At 54.7% G+C, this 16,255-nt stretch carries 17 protein-coding genes and 1 tRNA gene; 6 read left to right on the plus strand and 12 right to left on the minus strand.

Annotated features, from left to right (window positions below; all coding sequences use genetic code 11):
* Window positions 1-196: 196 nt before the first annotated feature.
* The 8 genes from IKP20_07465 to IKP20_07500 all read right to left on the minus strand — a co-directional run bounded on the left by IKP20_07465 (window position 197) and on the right by IKP20_07500 (window position 8,626).
* The gene (locus IKP20_07465; GenBank protein MBR4504790.1) at window positions 197-1,372 is read right to left on the minus strand and encodes a CBS domain-containing protein; all 1,176 of its coding nucleotides are present in this window, start codon (window positions 1,370-1,372) and stop codon (window positions 197-199) included.
* Window positions 1,373-1,543: 171 nt separating this feature from the next.
* The gene (gene glyS, locus IKP20_07470) at window positions 1,544-3,214 is read right to left on the minus strand and encodes a glycine--tRNA ligase (protein ID MBR4504791.1); all 1,671 of its coding nucleotides are present in this window, start codon (window positions 3,212-3,214) and stop codon (window positions 1,544-1,546) included.
* A gap of 19 nt (window positions 3,215-3,233) precedes the next feature.
* Complete coding sequence (locus tag IKP20_07475; protein MBR4504792.1) at window positions 3,234-4,061, minus strand: CBS domain-containing protein; 828 nt, start codon at window positions 4,059-4,061, stop codon at window positions 3,234-3,236.
* Window positions 4,062-4,086: 25 nt separating this feature from the next.
* Window positions 4,087-4,527, minus strand: coding sequence for a universal stress protein (locus IKP20_07480; GenBank protein MBR4504793.1), 441 nt, complete (start codon window positions 4,525-4,527; stop codon window positions 4,087-4,089).
* Window positions 4,496-5,590, minus strand: a complete 1,095-nt coding sequence (locus tag IKP20_07485) for an amidohydrolase family protein (protein MBR4504794.1) — start codon at window positions 5,588-5,590, stop codon at window positions 4,496-4,498. The genes IKP20_07480 and IKP20_07485 overlap by 32 nt, the downstream gene beginning before the upstream one ends.
* A gap of 198 nt (window positions 5,591-5,788) precedes the next feature.
* Complete coding sequence (locus IKP20_07490) at window positions 5,789-6,724, minus strand: NAD(P)/FAD-dependent oxidoreductase (protein MBR4504795.1); 936 nt, start codon at window positions 6,722-6,724, stop codon at window positions 5,789-5,791.
* 127 nt (window positions 6,725-6,851) lie between these two features.
* Window positions 6,852-7,727 carry an ABC transporter permease gene (locus IKP20_07495; protein MBR4504796.1) on the minus strand — a complete coding sequence of 292 codons (876 nt, stop codon included), beginning with the start codon at window positions 7,725-7,727 and terminating at the stop codon, window positions 6,852-6,854.
* The gene (locus IKP20_07500) at window positions 7,724-8,626 is read right to left on the minus strand and encodes an ABC transporter ATP-binding protein (GenBank protein ID MBR4504797.1); all 903 of its coding nucleotides are present in this window, start codon (window positions 8,624-8,626) and stop codon (window positions 7,724-7,726) included. Before IKP20_07500 ends, IKP20_07495 begins: the two co-directional genes overlap by 4 nt.
* 88 nt (window positions 8,627-8,714) lie before the next feature.
* Between IKP20_07500 and IKP20_07505 the strand changes: the two genes are divergently transcribed.
* From IKP20_07505 to IKP20_07515, 3 genes are all read left to right on the plus strand, one after another.
* Window positions 8,715-9,098: a PAS domain-containing protein gene (locus IKP20_07505; protein MBR4504798.1), complete on the plus strand. Its 384-nt coding sequence runs from the start codon at window positions 8,715-8,717 to the stop codon at window positions 9,096-9,098.
* Window positions 9,099-9,542: 444 nt separating this feature from the next.
* Window positions 9,543-9,941 (plus strand): pyridoxamine 5'-phosphate oxidase family protein, encoded by a 399-nt coding sequence (locus IKP20_07510; GenBank protein MBR4504799.1) that lies wholly within the window; start codon window positions 9,543-9,545, stop codon window positions 9,939-9,941.
* The gene (locus IKP20_07515; protein MBR4504800.1) at window positions 9,941-10,162 is read left to right on the plus strand and encodes a hypothetical protein; all 222 of its coding nucleotides are present in this window, start codon (window positions 9,941-9,943) and stop codon (window positions 10,160-10,162) included. The genes IKP20_07510 and IKP20_07515 overlap by 1 nt, the downstream gene beginning before the upstream one ends.
* 48 nt (window positions 10,163-10,210) lie before the next feature.
* On the opposite strand, the gene IKP20_07520 is transcribed toward IKP20_07515, so the two are convergent.
* Both IKP20_07520 and IKP20_07525 read right to left on the minus strand, forming a co-directional pair.
* A complete protein-coding gene (locus tag IKP20_07520) occupies window positions 10,211-10,402 on the minus strand; it encodes a hypothetical protein (protein MBR4504801.1) in 192 nt (63 codons plus the stop codon).
* Between the two features lie 978 nt (window positions 10,403-11,380).
* Window positions 11,381-11,605, minus strand: coding sequence for a hypothetical protein (locus tag IKP20_07525; GenBank protein MBR4504802.1), 225 nt, complete (start codon window positions 11,603-11,605; stop codon window positions 11,381-11,383).
* A 181-nt stretch (window positions 11,606-11,786) separates the two neighbouring features.
* Between IKP20_07525 and IKP20_07530 the strand changes: the two genes are divergently transcribed.
* Entirely contained in the window at window positions 11,787-13,052 is a 1,266-nt protein-coding gene (locus IKP20_07530; protein ID MBR4504803.1) for an HlyC/CorC family transporter, read from the plus strand.
* Here IKP20_07530 and IKP20_07535 read toward each other — a convergent pair.
* Both IKP20_07535 and IKP20_07540 read right to left on the minus strand, forming a co-directional pair.
* Entirely contained in the window at window positions 13,029-13,466 is a 438-nt protein-coding gene (locus IKP20_07535) for an exosome protein (GenBank protein ID MBR4504804.1), read from the minus strand. The two genes, IKP20_07530 and IKP20_07535, sit on opposite strands and share 24 nt — an antisense overlap.
* A gap of 4 nt (window positions 13,467-13,470) precedes the next feature.
* Window positions 13,471-13,941 carry a hypothetical protein gene (locus IKP20_07540; GenBank protein MBR4504805.1) on the minus strand — a complete coding sequence of 157 codons (471 nt, stop codon included), beginning with the start codon at window positions 13,939-13,941 and terminating at the stop codon, window positions 13,471-13,473.
* A gap of 98 nt (window positions 13,942-14,039) precedes the next feature.
* Here IKP20_07540 and IKP20_07545 point away from each other — a divergent pair.
* A tRNA-Ile gene (locus IKP20_07545) sits at window positions 14,040-14,114 on the plus strand.
* Window positions 14,115-14,549: 435 nt separating this feature from the next.
* Window positions 14,550-15,797: an ATP-binding protein gene (locus IKP20_07550; protein MBR4504806.1), complete on the plus strand. Its 1,248-nt coding sequence runs from the start codon at window positions 14,550-14,552 to the stop codon at window positions 15,795-15,797.
* Window positions 15,798-16,255 lie beyond the last annotated feature (458 nt).

Below are 16,255 nucleotides of genomic sequence, written 5' to 3' on the forward strand. Positions count from 1 at the left end.
GATTATTGGAATGCTTCCGCCTCTCCGCATATTTCGGAACATGCAGATACCGAAACATCATGGTTGGGCATCATATGCAATCCTCATATCGCAAATAAATAGCTGCTAATGCAGCGCAATCAAAATTAAACTAAAAACGTCCGGAGCCCGAAGGCCCCGCGACAGAATGGTTTTGGGGGCAGAGCCCCCCGGGACCTCACTTCTTCCTCTTGCGGAAGGTGACCTTGGAGTCCTTCATGTTGATGACGGAATCCTCTAGCTTCTTGATCAGGCTGGAGCAGGTCTGCACCAGATCCCATCCGACCTCCTTGGAGAGGACGGCGGTTCCGTTGATGAACAGCCTCGCGCTGACGCTGTACTTGTAGGATCCGCCGACGTCGTTGTATCTGGATACGTGCATCGTCAGGGATTCCGGCTTGTATATCTTGGAGATCTTCGACACCATCGCCTCTATGTCGGCGTAGATGGGCTCCACCATGTGCTTCTCATCGTCCTCCAATCCGCTGATCTGCACGAAGAGCATATCCCTCTCCCTGCACGCGGATATGAGCTCCAATATGTCGAACTCGGTGATTATACCGACCAGGTTCCTTCCTTCCACCACCGGCAGCGAGGAGAACTTGTTCTCGACCATGAGGTCGACGGCCTCGGCAATGTCGCAATCCCATTCGATGACGGTAGCCGAGGTGGTCGCGATGGATTCCACGGTAATCTGGGAGCGGGAGCTCTTCTCCAAATCTGCGATGGACTTGTTCTCCTTCTTCCAGTTGTTGTCGATGATCTCTCTCATCCCGACTATTCCGGTGACGTGGTTCTGATCGTCGACCACTGGCACCGACCTGTAATCCTCGCGGATCATCAGGTCCAAAGCGTCGTCCATGAGATCGTTGACCTTGACGGATTGCACCGGGTTGCTCATTATCTCCCAGACCTTGATCTCCTTCAGGGCGCGTATGTCCCTGACAATCTCTATCAGCCTGTTCCTCTCGATTATGCCCACGATCTTCTTCCCGCTCAGAATCGGGAGCTGCCTGCAGTTGTTGGTGACTATCAGCTCTGCGATCCTGGTTATCTCCATGTCAGCGGTGACCGCCGGGAAATTGCGTATCAGGCCCTTGACCTTCGCATCCAAAGATAGACTCTTCTTTCTGAGTATCGATGAATAGCTCACCATACCCAACAATTCGCCCTGGTCGACCACGGGAACGTCCTGGTATCTGGTCTTCTTCATAACCGAAAGCACATCTGCGATGCGGTCCTCCGGCGAGACCACCGGGAAGTCCTCGGACATGATCCTCTCGACGGAGATTCCGTCGATCTGCGACCTGAGCATAGAAAGCTTCTTGAGATCTTCTAGGTCCTTAACAGCCATGTCTTGCACCTCTGGATAAGAAATCGGTTGGATGGGAATTTAATACTTGTCGATGGAATCGCATCGGGGAAGACTGGGAGGGAAGGGCCATTCATCCATCCCCATAAAAATGATGTTAAGAGGGAGTTGGACTTCGAATCCAACTTTCCCCCTTCAAAAGAGCTTAAATATTCAAAGTTCGGCGAAAGGCTTTCCCGCTAAAAGGGAGTCGATAATGGCTGCGGCTTCCTGCGCTTTTATGCGCTTCTGCTCGGTGGAATCCCTGTCCCTTATGGTGACGGTGCCATCCTTGAGGGAGTCGTAATCCACGGTTATGCACCAGGGAGTCCCGACCTCGTCCATGCGGGCGTATCTCTTCCCGATGGTCCCGGAGCCGTCGTAGTAAGCCTCCACCCTGTGGGTGTGGACCTTCTCATAGATTTCTTTGGCCATGGTGTCAAGACCGTCCTTCTCCATCAGCGGGAACACCCCGACTTTGATGGGTGCGACGGCTGGGACAAGCTTCAGGACTGTGTATCCGTCTTCGCCCTGGCAGAACGCGTGCTCGAGCAGGGAGTAGAAAATTCTGTCTAATCCGTGGGAAGGCTCGATCACATGGGGGATCACGCGTATCCCTGCGACTTTCTCCGTTCTCCTCACTATCTCGAAGTATTCCTCTCCGAGGACGATCTCTTCCCCGCCCACGCTGATGGTCAGCTTGCCGTCCTTCACATCGGAGGGCTGCATCTTCTCCATGGCGGCGGCGATGTCCTTCGCTTTGCCTTTGAAGGCGGGCCCGAGCGCCTTGTGCTTGGCGGCGACCTTCTCGACCTCCATCTCCTTGGGCTCGTCGAACCTCTTGAGGTGGGTGAGGTCCGCGCCTGAGAACTGGGCGTGCCTGGAGAGATCCCAAGATCCCCTGTCGGCGATGCCCACTATCTCCGTCCATCCGTAGGATAGGAGGGCTTCAGCATCCCAGCAATCGGCGGCGTAATGGGCCATCTCATCCTTCTCGTGCTCCCTGAATCTGAGCCTGGAAGGGTCGATCCCCAGCCCGGTGAGGAGCTGCTTGGTGGTGTATACGAAATAAGCGAGAACGCGGTTGGCGATGACGCCCTTCTCGACCGCTTCCTTGACGGTCATGGTGACCGGCTGAAGGGTCGTGTTGGGGATCAGATCGAGGGCCTCGTTCTCTATCTCGGAGAATCTGGCCCAATCCTTGTCATCGGGATCCACGAAGAGTTCGACCTCCATCTGGTTGAACTCCCTCATGCGGATCATGCCCTGGCGGGGCGCGATCTCGTTCCTGTAGCTCCTTCCGGTCTGGATCACGCCGAGCGGGAGCTTCTCCCTGTTGTATCTGTACAGATTGGGATAGTTGACGAATATGCCCTGGGCGGTCTCCGGCCTGAGATATCCGACGCGAGCGGAGCCGGGGCCGATGTTGGTCCTGAACATCAGGTTGAACTCTCCTACCGGGCCGAGGTCCCCTCCGCATGCCGGACACTTTATCCCGTGCTTGGCGAATGCCTCCTCCAGCTGCTTGGGGGTGAGGACGTCGGGATTGTCATAGAATCCCTTGACCATGTGGTCGGCCCTGTAGGGCGCGTTGCAATTCTGGCAGTAGGTGATGAGGTCGGCGAAATTCTCAACATGGCCCGATGCCGCGAGAACCTCGCGAGGGTTCACGGTCTCGGAATCGATCTCGACGAATCCTTCCCTGCCTTTGTAGATGGCCCTCCACATCTCCACAATGTTGTTCCTGAGGGCGCATCCGAGGGGCCCGTAATCGTACATGCCGGCTACCCCTCCGTAAAGCTCGAAGGAAGGCCAGATGAATCCCCTGCGTTTGCAGAGGGACATGAGATCGTTGCTGTTCGCGTCAGTCATCTAAATTACCTGTGATCACGCGCAGAACGTCGATGTCATATATCATTCCGACGAGTTCTTCCTTGTTGCCGCGAACCGGTATCTGCCCGAAATCGTAGTCGAGCATCATCTTGGCGATGTCCGCCCCATTCGTCTTCTTGTAGACGGTTATGGGATCTCTTACCATGTAATCGCTGACCTTCCTGTCATCGAAATACTTCTCGTCTACGGAATAGAAAAGCGGAAGGACGTTCCTGTATCCCGCGTAGTCTGAGCCGCTGGCGATGCCCATAGACTTGAGGGTTTCCGACTCTTTCATCTGGTCGGTGAACAGGTCGCGGTCTGTGAATATCCCGACGAGCTTTCCGTGGGCGTCCAGAACGGGAACCGCGGTGACGTCGCTGATCCTCATTGCCGCGATGGTGTACGCGAGAGGGCTCTCCTCGTAAGCGGTGACGCAAGTGGTCCTGATGAGCTTCTCCGCGACGATGTCCGTCTTTATCGACCTTGCCTGGCGGAGAAGATCCGTAGGGGTGACGATGCCGACGAGCTTGGAGTCCTTGATGACCGGGAGCCTGTGGAACCTGTTCTTGAGCAGGATCTCCGCGGCCTCCTCGATCGGACGGTCGTAGGAGATCGAAGTGATGTTCGTCTTCATTATGAGCGACAGCTGATCCTCTTTGGTGTCGCGGAAAACGTCTTTCCTGGAGACGATCCCCACCAGCTTCCCATCGTCCGCGCGGACAACCGGCAATCCGGTGAGCTTGTTCCTGACCATCAGGTTGATGGCGTCGTTGCGCGTTCCGGGGACTTCGGCGACGATCGGGGCCGGCGTCATTATGTCTGCGACGGTCTTTCCAAGCAATTCAATTCCCCGCTTCAGAAGCCCTGACCACTAGGACCGGACACGAAGAGGCCCTTACGACCCTTTCCGCCACGCTTCCCATGAGCAGCTTGGACATTCCTGTCCGTCCGAGGGTCCCCATGATTATGATGTCGTATTTGGATGACTCGTCCAGAATCACCTTCACCGGCGAGCCTTCCTTTATCGATATCTCCACCGGGACTCCGGCCTCGGCGGCGAGGTCCTTGACCACGTCGACAGCCTCTTTGCCTTCGGCCGCGAGAGCATCGTAAACGTTCCTGACGGCCGCGTCCATAGGCATATTGGAAATCATCGTCTGATCAAGCACATAAAGCGCCGTGATCTTTCCGCCGGTTTGCTTGGCGAAATCTACGGCTGCTCTGACGGCCGACTTTGTATATTCGCTTCCGTCAGTGGGAACGAGTATGTTCTTGAACTCCATGTAATCCACCTCTTTTTCTTGTCAAGGGAAAGCTTGGGGCGCCGACGCGGAATATGCTCTCCGCGGAAGGTTCGCCTTCGAACGGGACTGCCAAGCACTGTCCTTGGATTGCTTCGCTTATTCTTATATTCTGATTTAATAACTTGCTATTTAGCGATGAAAAAGTGCCGAAAACCGATGCGGAGTCCCCTCCTTGCTTCGCCATGGCCCTTACGAACAGATTGGCTTCGGCGGCCAAATCCGGGACTCTGAGCATACCGTTGTCCGTACCCAAGGCCATAGTGACGCCGCAGGCTTCCATGCGGGCCAGCGGAGGGTCGATGCCGAAATAAGCGTTGGAACCGGGGCAAACCACTATGGGGACCTCCGCTTCGGCGCATTTCAAGAAATCGGAATCGTCGGCCTCGCTCATATGGACAATGAACGCGGGATCCAGGGAGAGAATGAAATCAATATCCTCGCGGACCCTCTCGCTGGCATGCAAGGCGAACGGCACCTTTCTCTCCCTGGCGAAATCTGCGACGGCTTCCACATATCCCATAGGCATATCGGAAACGCTTGGCAGACCTATGCCGTCCGCCCACAGCATCAGCGCCTCCATCTCCTCCGGATCGAATTCCTTGGAGATGGGACGGCCCATGATCATCGCGTCGGGAACGGATTCCCTCAGAAGCCTGCAGCCCTCCGCTCCGCCTTCCCTGAAATCTATGAAGGTTGCCGCGCCGTAGCCGAAAGAATCGGCCGCGAACCTCTGCATGCAATCAGAGACGAACTCGGGGGGCGCCGAAGCCAGGAACTTATGCTTCAGACCGTCGGGAGGGGCCACCAATTCCTCGATCGAGAGGCCGTCAGGCACCTCCAAGCCATAGTCCGCGCAATGCGTATGGGCGTTCACGGCCCCTGGAAAAAGAGCGACCTTAATGTCCGTCGGCTCGGGGCATGGGCCTTCCCCCTCCTCCACGATCATCCCGTTCTCGGCGATCAGATAGCCTCTGCGGAACGATCCGCGAAAGCATTCATAAGAATCGGCGGCTAAACGGCCCGTTCCCGGCGTGATTGGCATGCCGGCCAGATTAGGTTGCGGATATAACAGAATACCGCCTTAGTTCCTTCGTATCCTCATCGATTGAGATAAAACTTCGATGCTGCCTATGGACTTGGCAGTTTTCGCTCCGATTGAAAGTCTCGCCTGACATAAATGGATGGCGCGACCTCGACGGCTGAAATGAAAAGGAAAAAACCGGAGGAAAATCCCCCGGGATCAAGCCCAATAAGGCTTCTTGACGAATTTATACGCCATTAGGATCGCTGTGGTGGCTTCCCCGCAGGCGGTAGTGATCTGCTTGAATTTGCCGGGATACGACACGGCATCACCGCACGCGAAAATTCCGGGGCGGTTGGTGGACATGTCAGGGCCGACCTTCACGAGTCCGTCCGGAGTGAGCTCGAGATTCCAGCGCTTGAGATCCTCCAGATCCGCAGATATCCCTATGTTGATGACAGCCAGATCAGTCGGGATGACCATCTCTTTGCCGTCCTGCGAGATGGTGACGGACTCGACCTTATCGGTACCGTTGATCGACACGAGATTGGCGGACATGATCTTCTTGACCCCGCTCTTCTCGAGTTCTTTGACCGTACCCTCGTCGGCCCTGAAATCAGGCCTGCGGTGGACGATCGTGGTGTCGGTGACGGAATCTGCCACCAAAGCCATGTCTATGGCGCTGTTCCCTCCGCCGAACATGGTCACTTTCTTGCCGACGAGCTCCTCCTTGGCGGGAAGAAGGTATGTGACCCCTTTGCCGAAGAACTCGTCCTCTCCGGGGCACCCCATCTTCTTGGGCTTGAAGCTGCCCATCCCGATGGCAACGACGACGGATTTGGCGTGATAGGTATCTTTTGAGGTGATCACGAGGAGCTCTTGGTCCCCGTTCTCGATCTCGTTCGCCTTCTCGTTCTCTTTGATATCGCATCCGACCGTCTCGGCCTGGGCATACAGCTTGTCAGAAAGCTTCCTGGCCTGCACGGTCTCGAATCCGGGATAATTGTGGATACCTTTTTCGGGGTACAGGCTGACCAACTGCCCTCCGACGCGTCCCGAATCGAGGATGAGAGTCTTCATCATCTTCGATCTGGCGTAGATCCCCGCGGTCAATCCAGCGGGACCTGCTCCTATTATGACGACATCGTAGCACATTGCCGTCCCAATCGTGACTCTGATATAAAAATATCTATCAGCACATTGACACAATCTGCGCAATTCGGAATGCCCCAGAAGTCGCGTTGGATGCGGCCATCCCGCCGCTTCTGAGGGACCCGCGCTCTTAAACATTCCATCGGATGCGGCCGCGCGAACGGATCCCCCTCACGGCTATTGCGGACAGGATGAAGAAAGCCAATGACACAGCGAAAACGTACGCCAAAGAGGACAGCGCATCGAACTCGAATCCTCCTAGGGACAGGTCGAATCCCATGTCAAGACGGAATTCAGATATCGCTTCGGATGGCGCGCCGGCGAATTGCGCTTCGAGCGCGTCCCCCGCCAATCCGCAGCGGAACATCGCGGCCATATGGGTCGCAGGCACCAAAGTCCCCACAATGCGCATCGCATCTGGCATGGTTCCCATTGGCATGTATATCCCCGCCAAAAACCCGATGAGAACGCTGATGGCCACGAAAAACCCTGAGAAAGCGCCGGGACTCCTGATGAAAGAAGTAAGAGCGTAGACGATGATGGCGCCCGACAGGGAGGATGGAACCAGCAAAGCCGCTGATATCAGGGCTCCGGACGCAGAAAGCGGGCATCCTACAGCCAGAAGATACGCGAGAGATATCGCCAGAGAGACGGCGCTCATGATGAAGCAGACGGCGAATGTGCTGAGCATATACCCCGCGACTATCTCCTCCGGGCGCATTGGGGTCACCTCGATGTCGCGGATCCTTCCGTCCGCCTTGTCCTGGACCATCGTCTGGAGGCAGCCGGCGGAAGCCGTGACAGGTATTATCGCCACGATCCCGGCCATCACCCAGGCGTCTATGAGGTTCTCCATTCCGGGGTAGGAATCGAGAAGGTTCCCGCGGAGGAACAGGAGGTACAGCGCGACGAGGATGAACACCGCCATAAGGGAGAACGCCACCGAGGATCTGTCGCGGAAGAAGCAGATCACATTCCTTTTGGCCAAACACATCGTCCCGCTCATTCCGCATCCCCTCCCGTTATCCTGAGGAAAGCGTCGTCCAGAGTCCCCATGCGGACCTCGAAGGCAGATATCTGGCCTTGCAGAGCCTCCAAGATCGGGATCGCATCCAGCGTGCGCGCGAGAAATACTTCGAAGGAGGAGTTTGACTCGGAATAATCCGCGCCTATGGAATCTAGATGGGAGCGGACAGCGCCGGGATCGGATGCCATTATCTCCATCCTGTCCTGTGAATGCCTCTCCCTGATCTCCGCCGGCGTCCCGTGAGCGGCTATGCGCCCATGATCCATGATGACCACATCGTCCGCCCCGGCAGCTTCCTCGAGATAATGCGTGGTAAGAAGCACTGTGAGCCCTTCTTCCCTGTTCAGACGCGAAACCGTATCCCAGATGTGCCTGCGGGAGCTTGGATCTAAACCTGATGTGGGCTCATCCAGAACGAGAAGGCGAGGCCCATGCACCAAAGACCTGGCTATGTCCGCCCTGCGCCTCTGTCCGCCCGACAGCGTACCATATTTCCTTCCGGCCAGATCCTCTATCCCCGCGGATCTCATAGCCTTGCCGACCGCCTCATCGAGAGCGCCGCCCGATAGCCCGTACATGCCTCCGCGGAGGGCGATGTTCTCCCTGACGGTGAGCTGTTTGTCCATCATCGGATCCTGGAAGACCACGCCTATATCGCGCCTCGCGGATGGGTCCATGGCATCCCTGCCGAATATCTCCGCCGAACCGGAATCGCACGGGATTATCGAGCACAGAATGGATATCGTGGTCGATTTCCCGGCTCCGTTGGGCCCCAAAAGGGCGAAGAAAGAGCCTTCCGGAACCGAGAACGATATCCCGTCCACGGCTGGATTCCCTCCGTAGGACTTTCTGAGATCTTTGACGGCGATGACGTCCATGCCAGGGGGATAGCGGTTGAGTAGAAAACGTCTGCTTCGCCGGAGGCCCGGATGGATGGTTTATATCGTATGATTGGGATTCATGATTATGGCCATGGAAGATGGAAATCAGGACATCTACACAGAGAAGCTCATGAACATGATCCTCGACCTTGTGGATGATATAATCATAATCCATGATTCCGAGCACACCATAGTGTGGATGAACCGCGCGGCGGAGAAGGCCTTCGGATGCCCCATAGACAGCGTCATAGGCACGAAATGCCACAGCCTGTTCGGAAACTCGATGGCATGCAGCGACTGCACGGTGAGACTCAACGTGGGCGGACCATCCAATGCCATCAGACGCAGGATCATCCCGAAGACCGGCGTCATGTGCGATTGCAGCGCCATCCCGTACTACGAGAGAGGCCAGCTGAAATTCGTCGTGCAGCATCTCGTCCCTGTCGCGGGTGGGAACGACTCCGAGTGACTTCTTCTTAATTTTGGGGCCGAGAATCGTCGGCATACGCCTTGCTATAATGGCCATGCGATACCGCCCCTTCCCCTCATTTAGCTTCATATTTTGAATTCCAAAGTTACATAGCAAATATGTTCGATCATCGACAAAATATGGCGGTAATTTTGTTGTGAAATTACATTTATGACTATGTTAATCATTAATCCCTAAAAAACGCAGCTCCGATGCCGAACTGGTGGGATGAAAAGGATTACGCGACAGGAAACCTTTGATCATCCGCGGCGCCCGACAATGCGGCAACCATACAAGGATTAATTAAGGCCGAAGCGTTCTTATGGCTATGGTATTCGAACTCAGCGACTACTTCTGCATCATAGCTGCATCCGCGATTTACTTCGCCATACTCGGCATCCTCAACCACAAAAGGGCCGAGAACTGACGCTCAGAGGCGAGAACATGGTAGATATGCCCGAACCGGTATTCAGGATGGTCGTCCATCCCGACACCAACAAGGTGCTCACGACTGTCTCGCCCGAAGGGGAAGCCCATTCCATCGTCTGCGGAAGCCTTACTGCTACCGCCAACGATACCATCGCCGTTGCGGAGGTGTACATGTACCGCACCACAGACAACCTGGAGAATAACCCCCGCGCCGAGATACTCGTATGGAAAGGCAGGGAAGCCTACTCTCTGAAAGTCGAAGCCGTGGAGCGCATCGAAGAGGGTCCTGTCGTCGACAAGATGTCCCGCGACCTGGAAAAGATGCACATGAAAGTCGTCGCGGTATGGCTTTTCAAAGTCATCGGCATATGGGACGAAGGCATAGGCAACCTCACCGGATCGCAGGTAATCTGATGGATTTGGCAGGTGGGGCCCGCCTATCCAAATATCTGGCGGCCGTCGGCGCCGTCTTATTTATCATCGGGGCAGCCGTGGCTTTCTTCTGGTCCAAGCTCCCCGGCATCCTGATTCTCATTGTCGGTTTGGCGATGCTGATGATCTGCTTCTCATTCCAGAAATTCTTCGCTCTTTACGACATCCAAGCGACTTTGATGCAAGGTAAAAAGAAAAAGTGACCGGCATTGGGCCGGCTTGTGATTGGATGCGACTCTGTCGCTATAGAATCAGAATCTGGATCTGTCTCTGCTGCCCCTGTCATCAGGCTGGTGCTTTCTGAAGCAATCCCTGCAGTACACGGGCCTTCCCTGGGTGGGCTTGAAGGGAACTTTGCATTCCTTCCCGCAATCGGAGCAGACCGCATCGAAGAACTCTTTGGGCCTGTCCCTGTCGTTGTCTCTGTATCCGCCGTAAGCCATTTTTCTCATTCCTCGGTATCCTAATAAACTCCTTCACCCGAAGCGAGAGACGGAAGAGTACTGGAACGCCTAGCCCCAAAATCGCTTTACTCGTATAAGAATTGAACTTTAAACGCATCCATCCGACTCGATCGTCTTTGAGCGCCGTCTTTCCCGAAAGATCGATGGACGCCCACTCGGCAAGTTCGCTCAGCTCCTCGAAGCGGTCCGACTTGTCGATGTCGTAGTATCTGAGGTTCTCTTCCTCGTTGTAAAGACGCTTCCTGATGGTCATCAGCGCGTCGCGCACGTTGTTGTATGTTGAAACGCGTATGTTTTTGCGCGGGAAAACCGAGCTTCTGTATCTGACATCGATGTACTCCTTCGATTTGGCCAGGAATCTGTCGAAAGAATTCTCGTCCGGGGCGACCGGAACGGACAGATAGAGCCATTTCTCCCCTTCCATGGAGGGGTTGCGCCTGATTATGGCCTCGATGACTTCCCTCATGGCCAAGCGCATCTTCCCCTGGACGTGCCCGTAGGTTCTCCTGACGCGGGGCATGTCCTCGGCGCGGGCTATCTTGGCCAATTTCGAAGCCGAATTGAAGAAGACGTGATCGTCATTGTGCTCTATGCCGTCGAAAAGCTTCGGGATGAGCTCGTCGTCGTCATCCATCGTCTTGATATAAGCGGCGCACGCCATGCGGACGGAGTCCTTCCCTCTTTTGAAGAGATCGTCGATCTCCGGCGATATGGAGCGCTCCCTGACGTTGGCAAGAAGAAGTATCGTCTCGTAGGCGATCGCCTCGTCCGAGACGCGGATATAAGGCTCCAGAAGCGGCAGAAACTCGCCGGAATAGTTCTCGGCCAGCCACCTATCGTCGGATACCGCGCCGCGGGAGCCGGATTCGACGGCATCCATGGCATCGAAGAAACGCCCCAGATATTCGGCGCTGGAGACTGCCACGGTTATGCCGCCAAATGGGATGCAAGAGTTTCTCAGAAGCCCCTGGACTCAAGGGCTTTCATGAGTACTTTAGCCTCTTCCTCGGTGAGAGTGACTCCTTTTCTCATCTTGCGGTCGGGGGACCAGTCCCTGATATCGTATTTCGGATCTTTGTCGTTCCAGCTGATGAGATTCAGCTCTTTGGTCCAACCTTTGGAATTCTCGGATAGCACCGCGATTTGCTCAACTATCTCGTATTTGATTTCAGCCGCGACCATTATCGCACCAGACCGTTAACAATCGCGCATCGATTTTAAACTATTGGTCAAGTTCGTCCCTTCCTCATAAAAACGGCAGGAAAACTTGCAAAACCCTTATATCCAAACCAACGCGTAATGAAACCAGGTTGGAATCGAATTGAATTGCTTCTACGTTCTGACGGGATGCGTGCGCCCGTAAATGGACCTGACCCTCATTTATGCGATAATCATAGCTTTGCTGATCGTATGCTCATCGTTCTTCTCGATGTCCGAGACGGCTTTCACCAGCGCGAACGTCATCAGACTCAAGAAAATGGAGCAGGACGGGAATGTGAAAGCCGGCAAAGCCGTCTCCATCCTGGAAGATTACGACAAGTTCCTCACCACAATACTCATAGGGAACAATCTGGTCAACATCGCCAGCACCTCGATTGCGACCCTGGTGTTCTCCATCCTACTCGGAGCGGAGACCGGAGCCATGGCGTCCACCGTGGCGATGACCGTGCTGGTCCTTATCTTCGGGGAGATCGTCCCGAAATCCCTCGCGAAGCAATACCCCGAGAAGATCTGCTGCAAAATCTGCGGGGTCGTACGCGCCCTCGAAATCGTCCTGAGCCCCATATCGTGGCTGTTCAGGAAGCTTACGAGCGTGATATCGAAGAAAGACGCCGGCGCCACCATGACCGAGGACGAGCTCGAGGTCATGATCGACGAGATCGAAGATGAGGGGATACTCGAAGAGCGCGAGAGCGAGCTGATCAAATCGGCGATAAGATTCGACGACATCCAGGTCTCGGAGGTTTACATCCCCAGGATGGACGTCGCCGCGGTCGACATCGAGATGACTCCGGAGGAGATCGGAGAGGTCTTCGTGCAGACCGGCTATTCCAGGATACCAGCGTACAGCAAGACCATCGACAACATCGTCGGCATCATCTATGCCAAGGAATTCTATGCCAGAGCGTTCAAAGGGACCATGCCCGAGAACATACGCGACATCGTCAGGCCGATAAAATCGGTCCCGGAGACCGCAAGCATCGCCAGCCTTCTGGCGGACTTCCAGAAATCCAAGATTCACATGGCGGTCGTACTGGACTCGTACGGCGGGACCATGGGCGTCGTCACCATGGAGGACCTTCTCGAAGAGCTCGTGGGAGACATCTGGGACGAGAGCGACGAGGTGCAGCATGACGTTGCGGCCATGTCGGACGGGGTTTTCACCGTCAAAGGAACGGCAAACATATATGACGCGATGGAGAAGATGGAGATACCCTTCGATCCCGAGGAATACGAGGATTACTCCGTGAACGGGTTCATCTGCTACAAGCTCGGCAGAGGGCCTTCCCGCGGCGATCGCGTCAGCATACCTGGAGCAGACATAACAGTCAAAAGCGTGAAGGGAAGGCGCGTCATCGAAGCGGAATTCAGAAAGGAAACGCTCTCAGACGGAGCCGCCGAGAAGTGAGTCCACGAACTCCGCCATTATCCCTTCGGCCACGTCTTTCTTGGCGGGATGGGACTGTATCTTGGCGGTTATTGCTATCACATCGCCGTGATGCGCCACCTCGTAGATTCCTTGGACTGCCTTCTGCTTGTCCAGACGCATGTAGAATATGCAATCCTCGTCGACCCTGTTGGGCATGTCCTCCTTGATCCACGACAGAATCTCCGGCCCGAGCCTGGAGAAAAGGGCGCGGAATTCCTTCTGCTTGGTTAGACGGGCCTCCAAGATGAGCATGGTGTCGCCGTGCTCGCTCTCCGAGATGTCCTCCGTGAATTCGTCGGAGCCGATCAGCTCCGCCATGGTCTCCTCCAGAAGCTCCTGCCTCTCGGTCGCATAGCAGAAAGTCTGCACCCTGATCCAATGGAACGTCGGCATCTCATCACTCCTTGCTGACCGGGATCAGATTGAAAAGCTCGTCCATCCTTTCAGTGGAGACCACGACGACCTTCTTGCCCATAAGCTTCATAGCGACGCCCATATCGTCGCCTATGACGGAATAGAACTTGTGCTTCACTCCTTTGATGTTCCATGAGCCGTAATTCCTTATCTGATTCGTGTCGCCGCATTTCTTGTCGATTATCTGATCGAACGGGATCTCCGTCTTCCTGAAGAAATACGTTATGGAAATCCTGTCTGGGAAGCATTCCACTGTGAGCTTGGGCACGGCGCACGCCACCAATAGAATCGCGAACAATGCGATCGTGACCGGAAGCGACCAATCGGGCATGTCCGTCCTCATCAGATAGCGCATGATCGCCATGAACGCGACGGTAGCGACCAGAACGAGGGCGAGGATCATGAACAGTTTCCTCGGAAGTATCGGGCGCGATTCCCTGAACGTAGTCTCCATGCCACCGCCATCGTCTGACCCATTTATAATCAAGATGCTGGACCGTTTTTTGCCATGTAGGAACAGTTATATACAATAAACCTATGTGCAGTTTTGCTGGTCCCATAGCTTAGCACGGTTTGAGCGTCCGGCTGATAACCGGAAGGTCATGAGTTCAAATCTCATTGGGACCACTATCATTCTTCATTTTAATAGCCAGCGTTCTCATTTTTGACGTTGTTGAACCTTCGTTTGTAACTTGCGAAGCCCGAAGCAGCCAAAATGAAAATAGATTTTTCGTACTATCTTCTTCAATTCTCGCAACATTCATCCTCTTCATCTCCGACGCTCCAGTAAGAATTATTGTGGTAATCTCGGACATTCCTGCAAAGCACGCACGGACTACTACGATGGGATTCTAGAACTGATTCTCAATCAGACCTGTTCCTGCGGGACTTCTGTCTCGACATAGCCGCATCCTGAGCGTCATTGAAGCGGAACGAGTCTACAGTGCCCGCGCATGTCCGTCCGCAATCAGCTCCGAATGCATCTTGATGCGATTCCGGCACATCTCAATGGTTTTATATTCGGAATTTATTGGATATATCCAATATATTTGGAATGGTAGCATGGAAATCAGGAGAGACAGATATCTTGAACGCCTGAAGAGGCTGCAATTCAAGGGCGGCGTGAAGATAATAACTGGTCTCAGGCGCAGCGGTAAATCCTATCTTATCTTCAACCTCTTCCGCTGCCATCTTCTGGAGTCGGGAGTGCCCGAGGGCAATATAATCGCTATAGCCCTGGATTCGATAGAGAACAGACATCTCCGCAGCGCTGACGCCCTGTACAGGGAAGTGACCTCGCGCATTACAGACAGCTCCGAATACTACGTCATGATCGACGAGATACAGTTCGCCGAGGATTTCGTTGATTTCGTGAACGGACTGGCCGGGAAAAAGAACGTCGACTTATACATCACCGGCAGCAATTCCAAATTCCTGTCCTCGGACCTCGTGACCGAGTTCAGAGGGAGGGGGACCGAAATCAACGTCCGCCCGCTGTCATTCTCCGAGTACCGGCCGGCAGTGGACCTGGACGACCGCTCCGCATGGTTTAGCTATCTGACGTACGGCGGCCTTCCGGAATCTGTCGGCTTGATGGACGAGGACAAGACGAGCTACCTTTCGGAATTGATCAGACTCGTGTACATGAGAGACATCGTCGAGAGGAAGAAAGTAAAGATGCCCGATGTGCTGGATGCCGTATTCGACGTGCTGTCGTCGGCGGTGGGGTCGCTGACCAATCCGAACCGCATATCCGACGTGATGCGGAGCCGCAGGATCAGGGTAGACGGGGACACCGTATCCAGCTACATCTCGCATCTTGAGGACGCGTTCCTCTTCGAGAGATCGAAAAGATTCGATCTCAAAGGCAACGAATATATCGACACCCCCTCCAAATACTACGCCGTCGACCTCGGCCTGAGAAATGCCAAACTCGGCTTCAGACAGAACGAGTACAATCACCTCATGGAGAACGCCATCTACAACGAGCTGAGATACAGGGGATACTCCGTAGATGTAGGCGTCATAGGCATCCGGGATTACAAAGACGGGAAAAGGGAATACAGGCAGCTGGAGATCGATTTCGTCGCGAACAAAGGCGGCGACAGGATCTATCTGCAATCCGCGTACAGGATGGACGAGCCAGATAAGCAAAAACAGGAGCTCAGGCCGTTCCTGAAGATGAACGACGCGTTCAGGAAGATAGTGCTGGTGGGGGACGACGTTCCGCCGCATGTGAACGAGAAAGGGATCGTTATAATGAACGTCATAGATTTCATGAAGGACCCCGGAAGCCTGGAGAGAATCTGACCGGAGGATCGGACCAACGCCAGGCGATCGCGGACGGTGCGATGCAATTATAGGAGACCGTGTCCGAGGACCCCCTTCCTCCCGTTTCAGAGCGCTCCGGGTCGTTCAGGCCCCGGGCCGTCTCGTTTACGACCTTCCTCGTCCTGTGAAATGGTGTACCGCGCAACCATCGCCTCATGGCATTTGCAAACCCCGTGCTGATGTCGCACTCATGCGATTGGCACGGCATACCATGGCATGCGAGGTGCGCCTGCGAAAAACCCCATGCGTCGATCCGCTGGGGGTGCCATCAATGGGAATTCAGGCCATTCCTTTTATTAAATTAAAATGACAACTGGAGTGACCTCCGATCAAAAAACTCATACCAACAAAGGTGACATCATTCTACAAATGAGATGAGAAAACCTTGGCTCTTCGATTAAGAAAATAAGATGGGGATGAAGACACTCATCGCCGTC

The organism is Candidatus Methanomethylophilaceae archaeon, assembly GCA_017524805.1.
Classification (GTDB): domain Archaea; phylum Thermoplasmatota; class Thermoplasmata; order Methanomassiliicoccales; family Methanomethylophilaceae; genus Methanoprimaticola.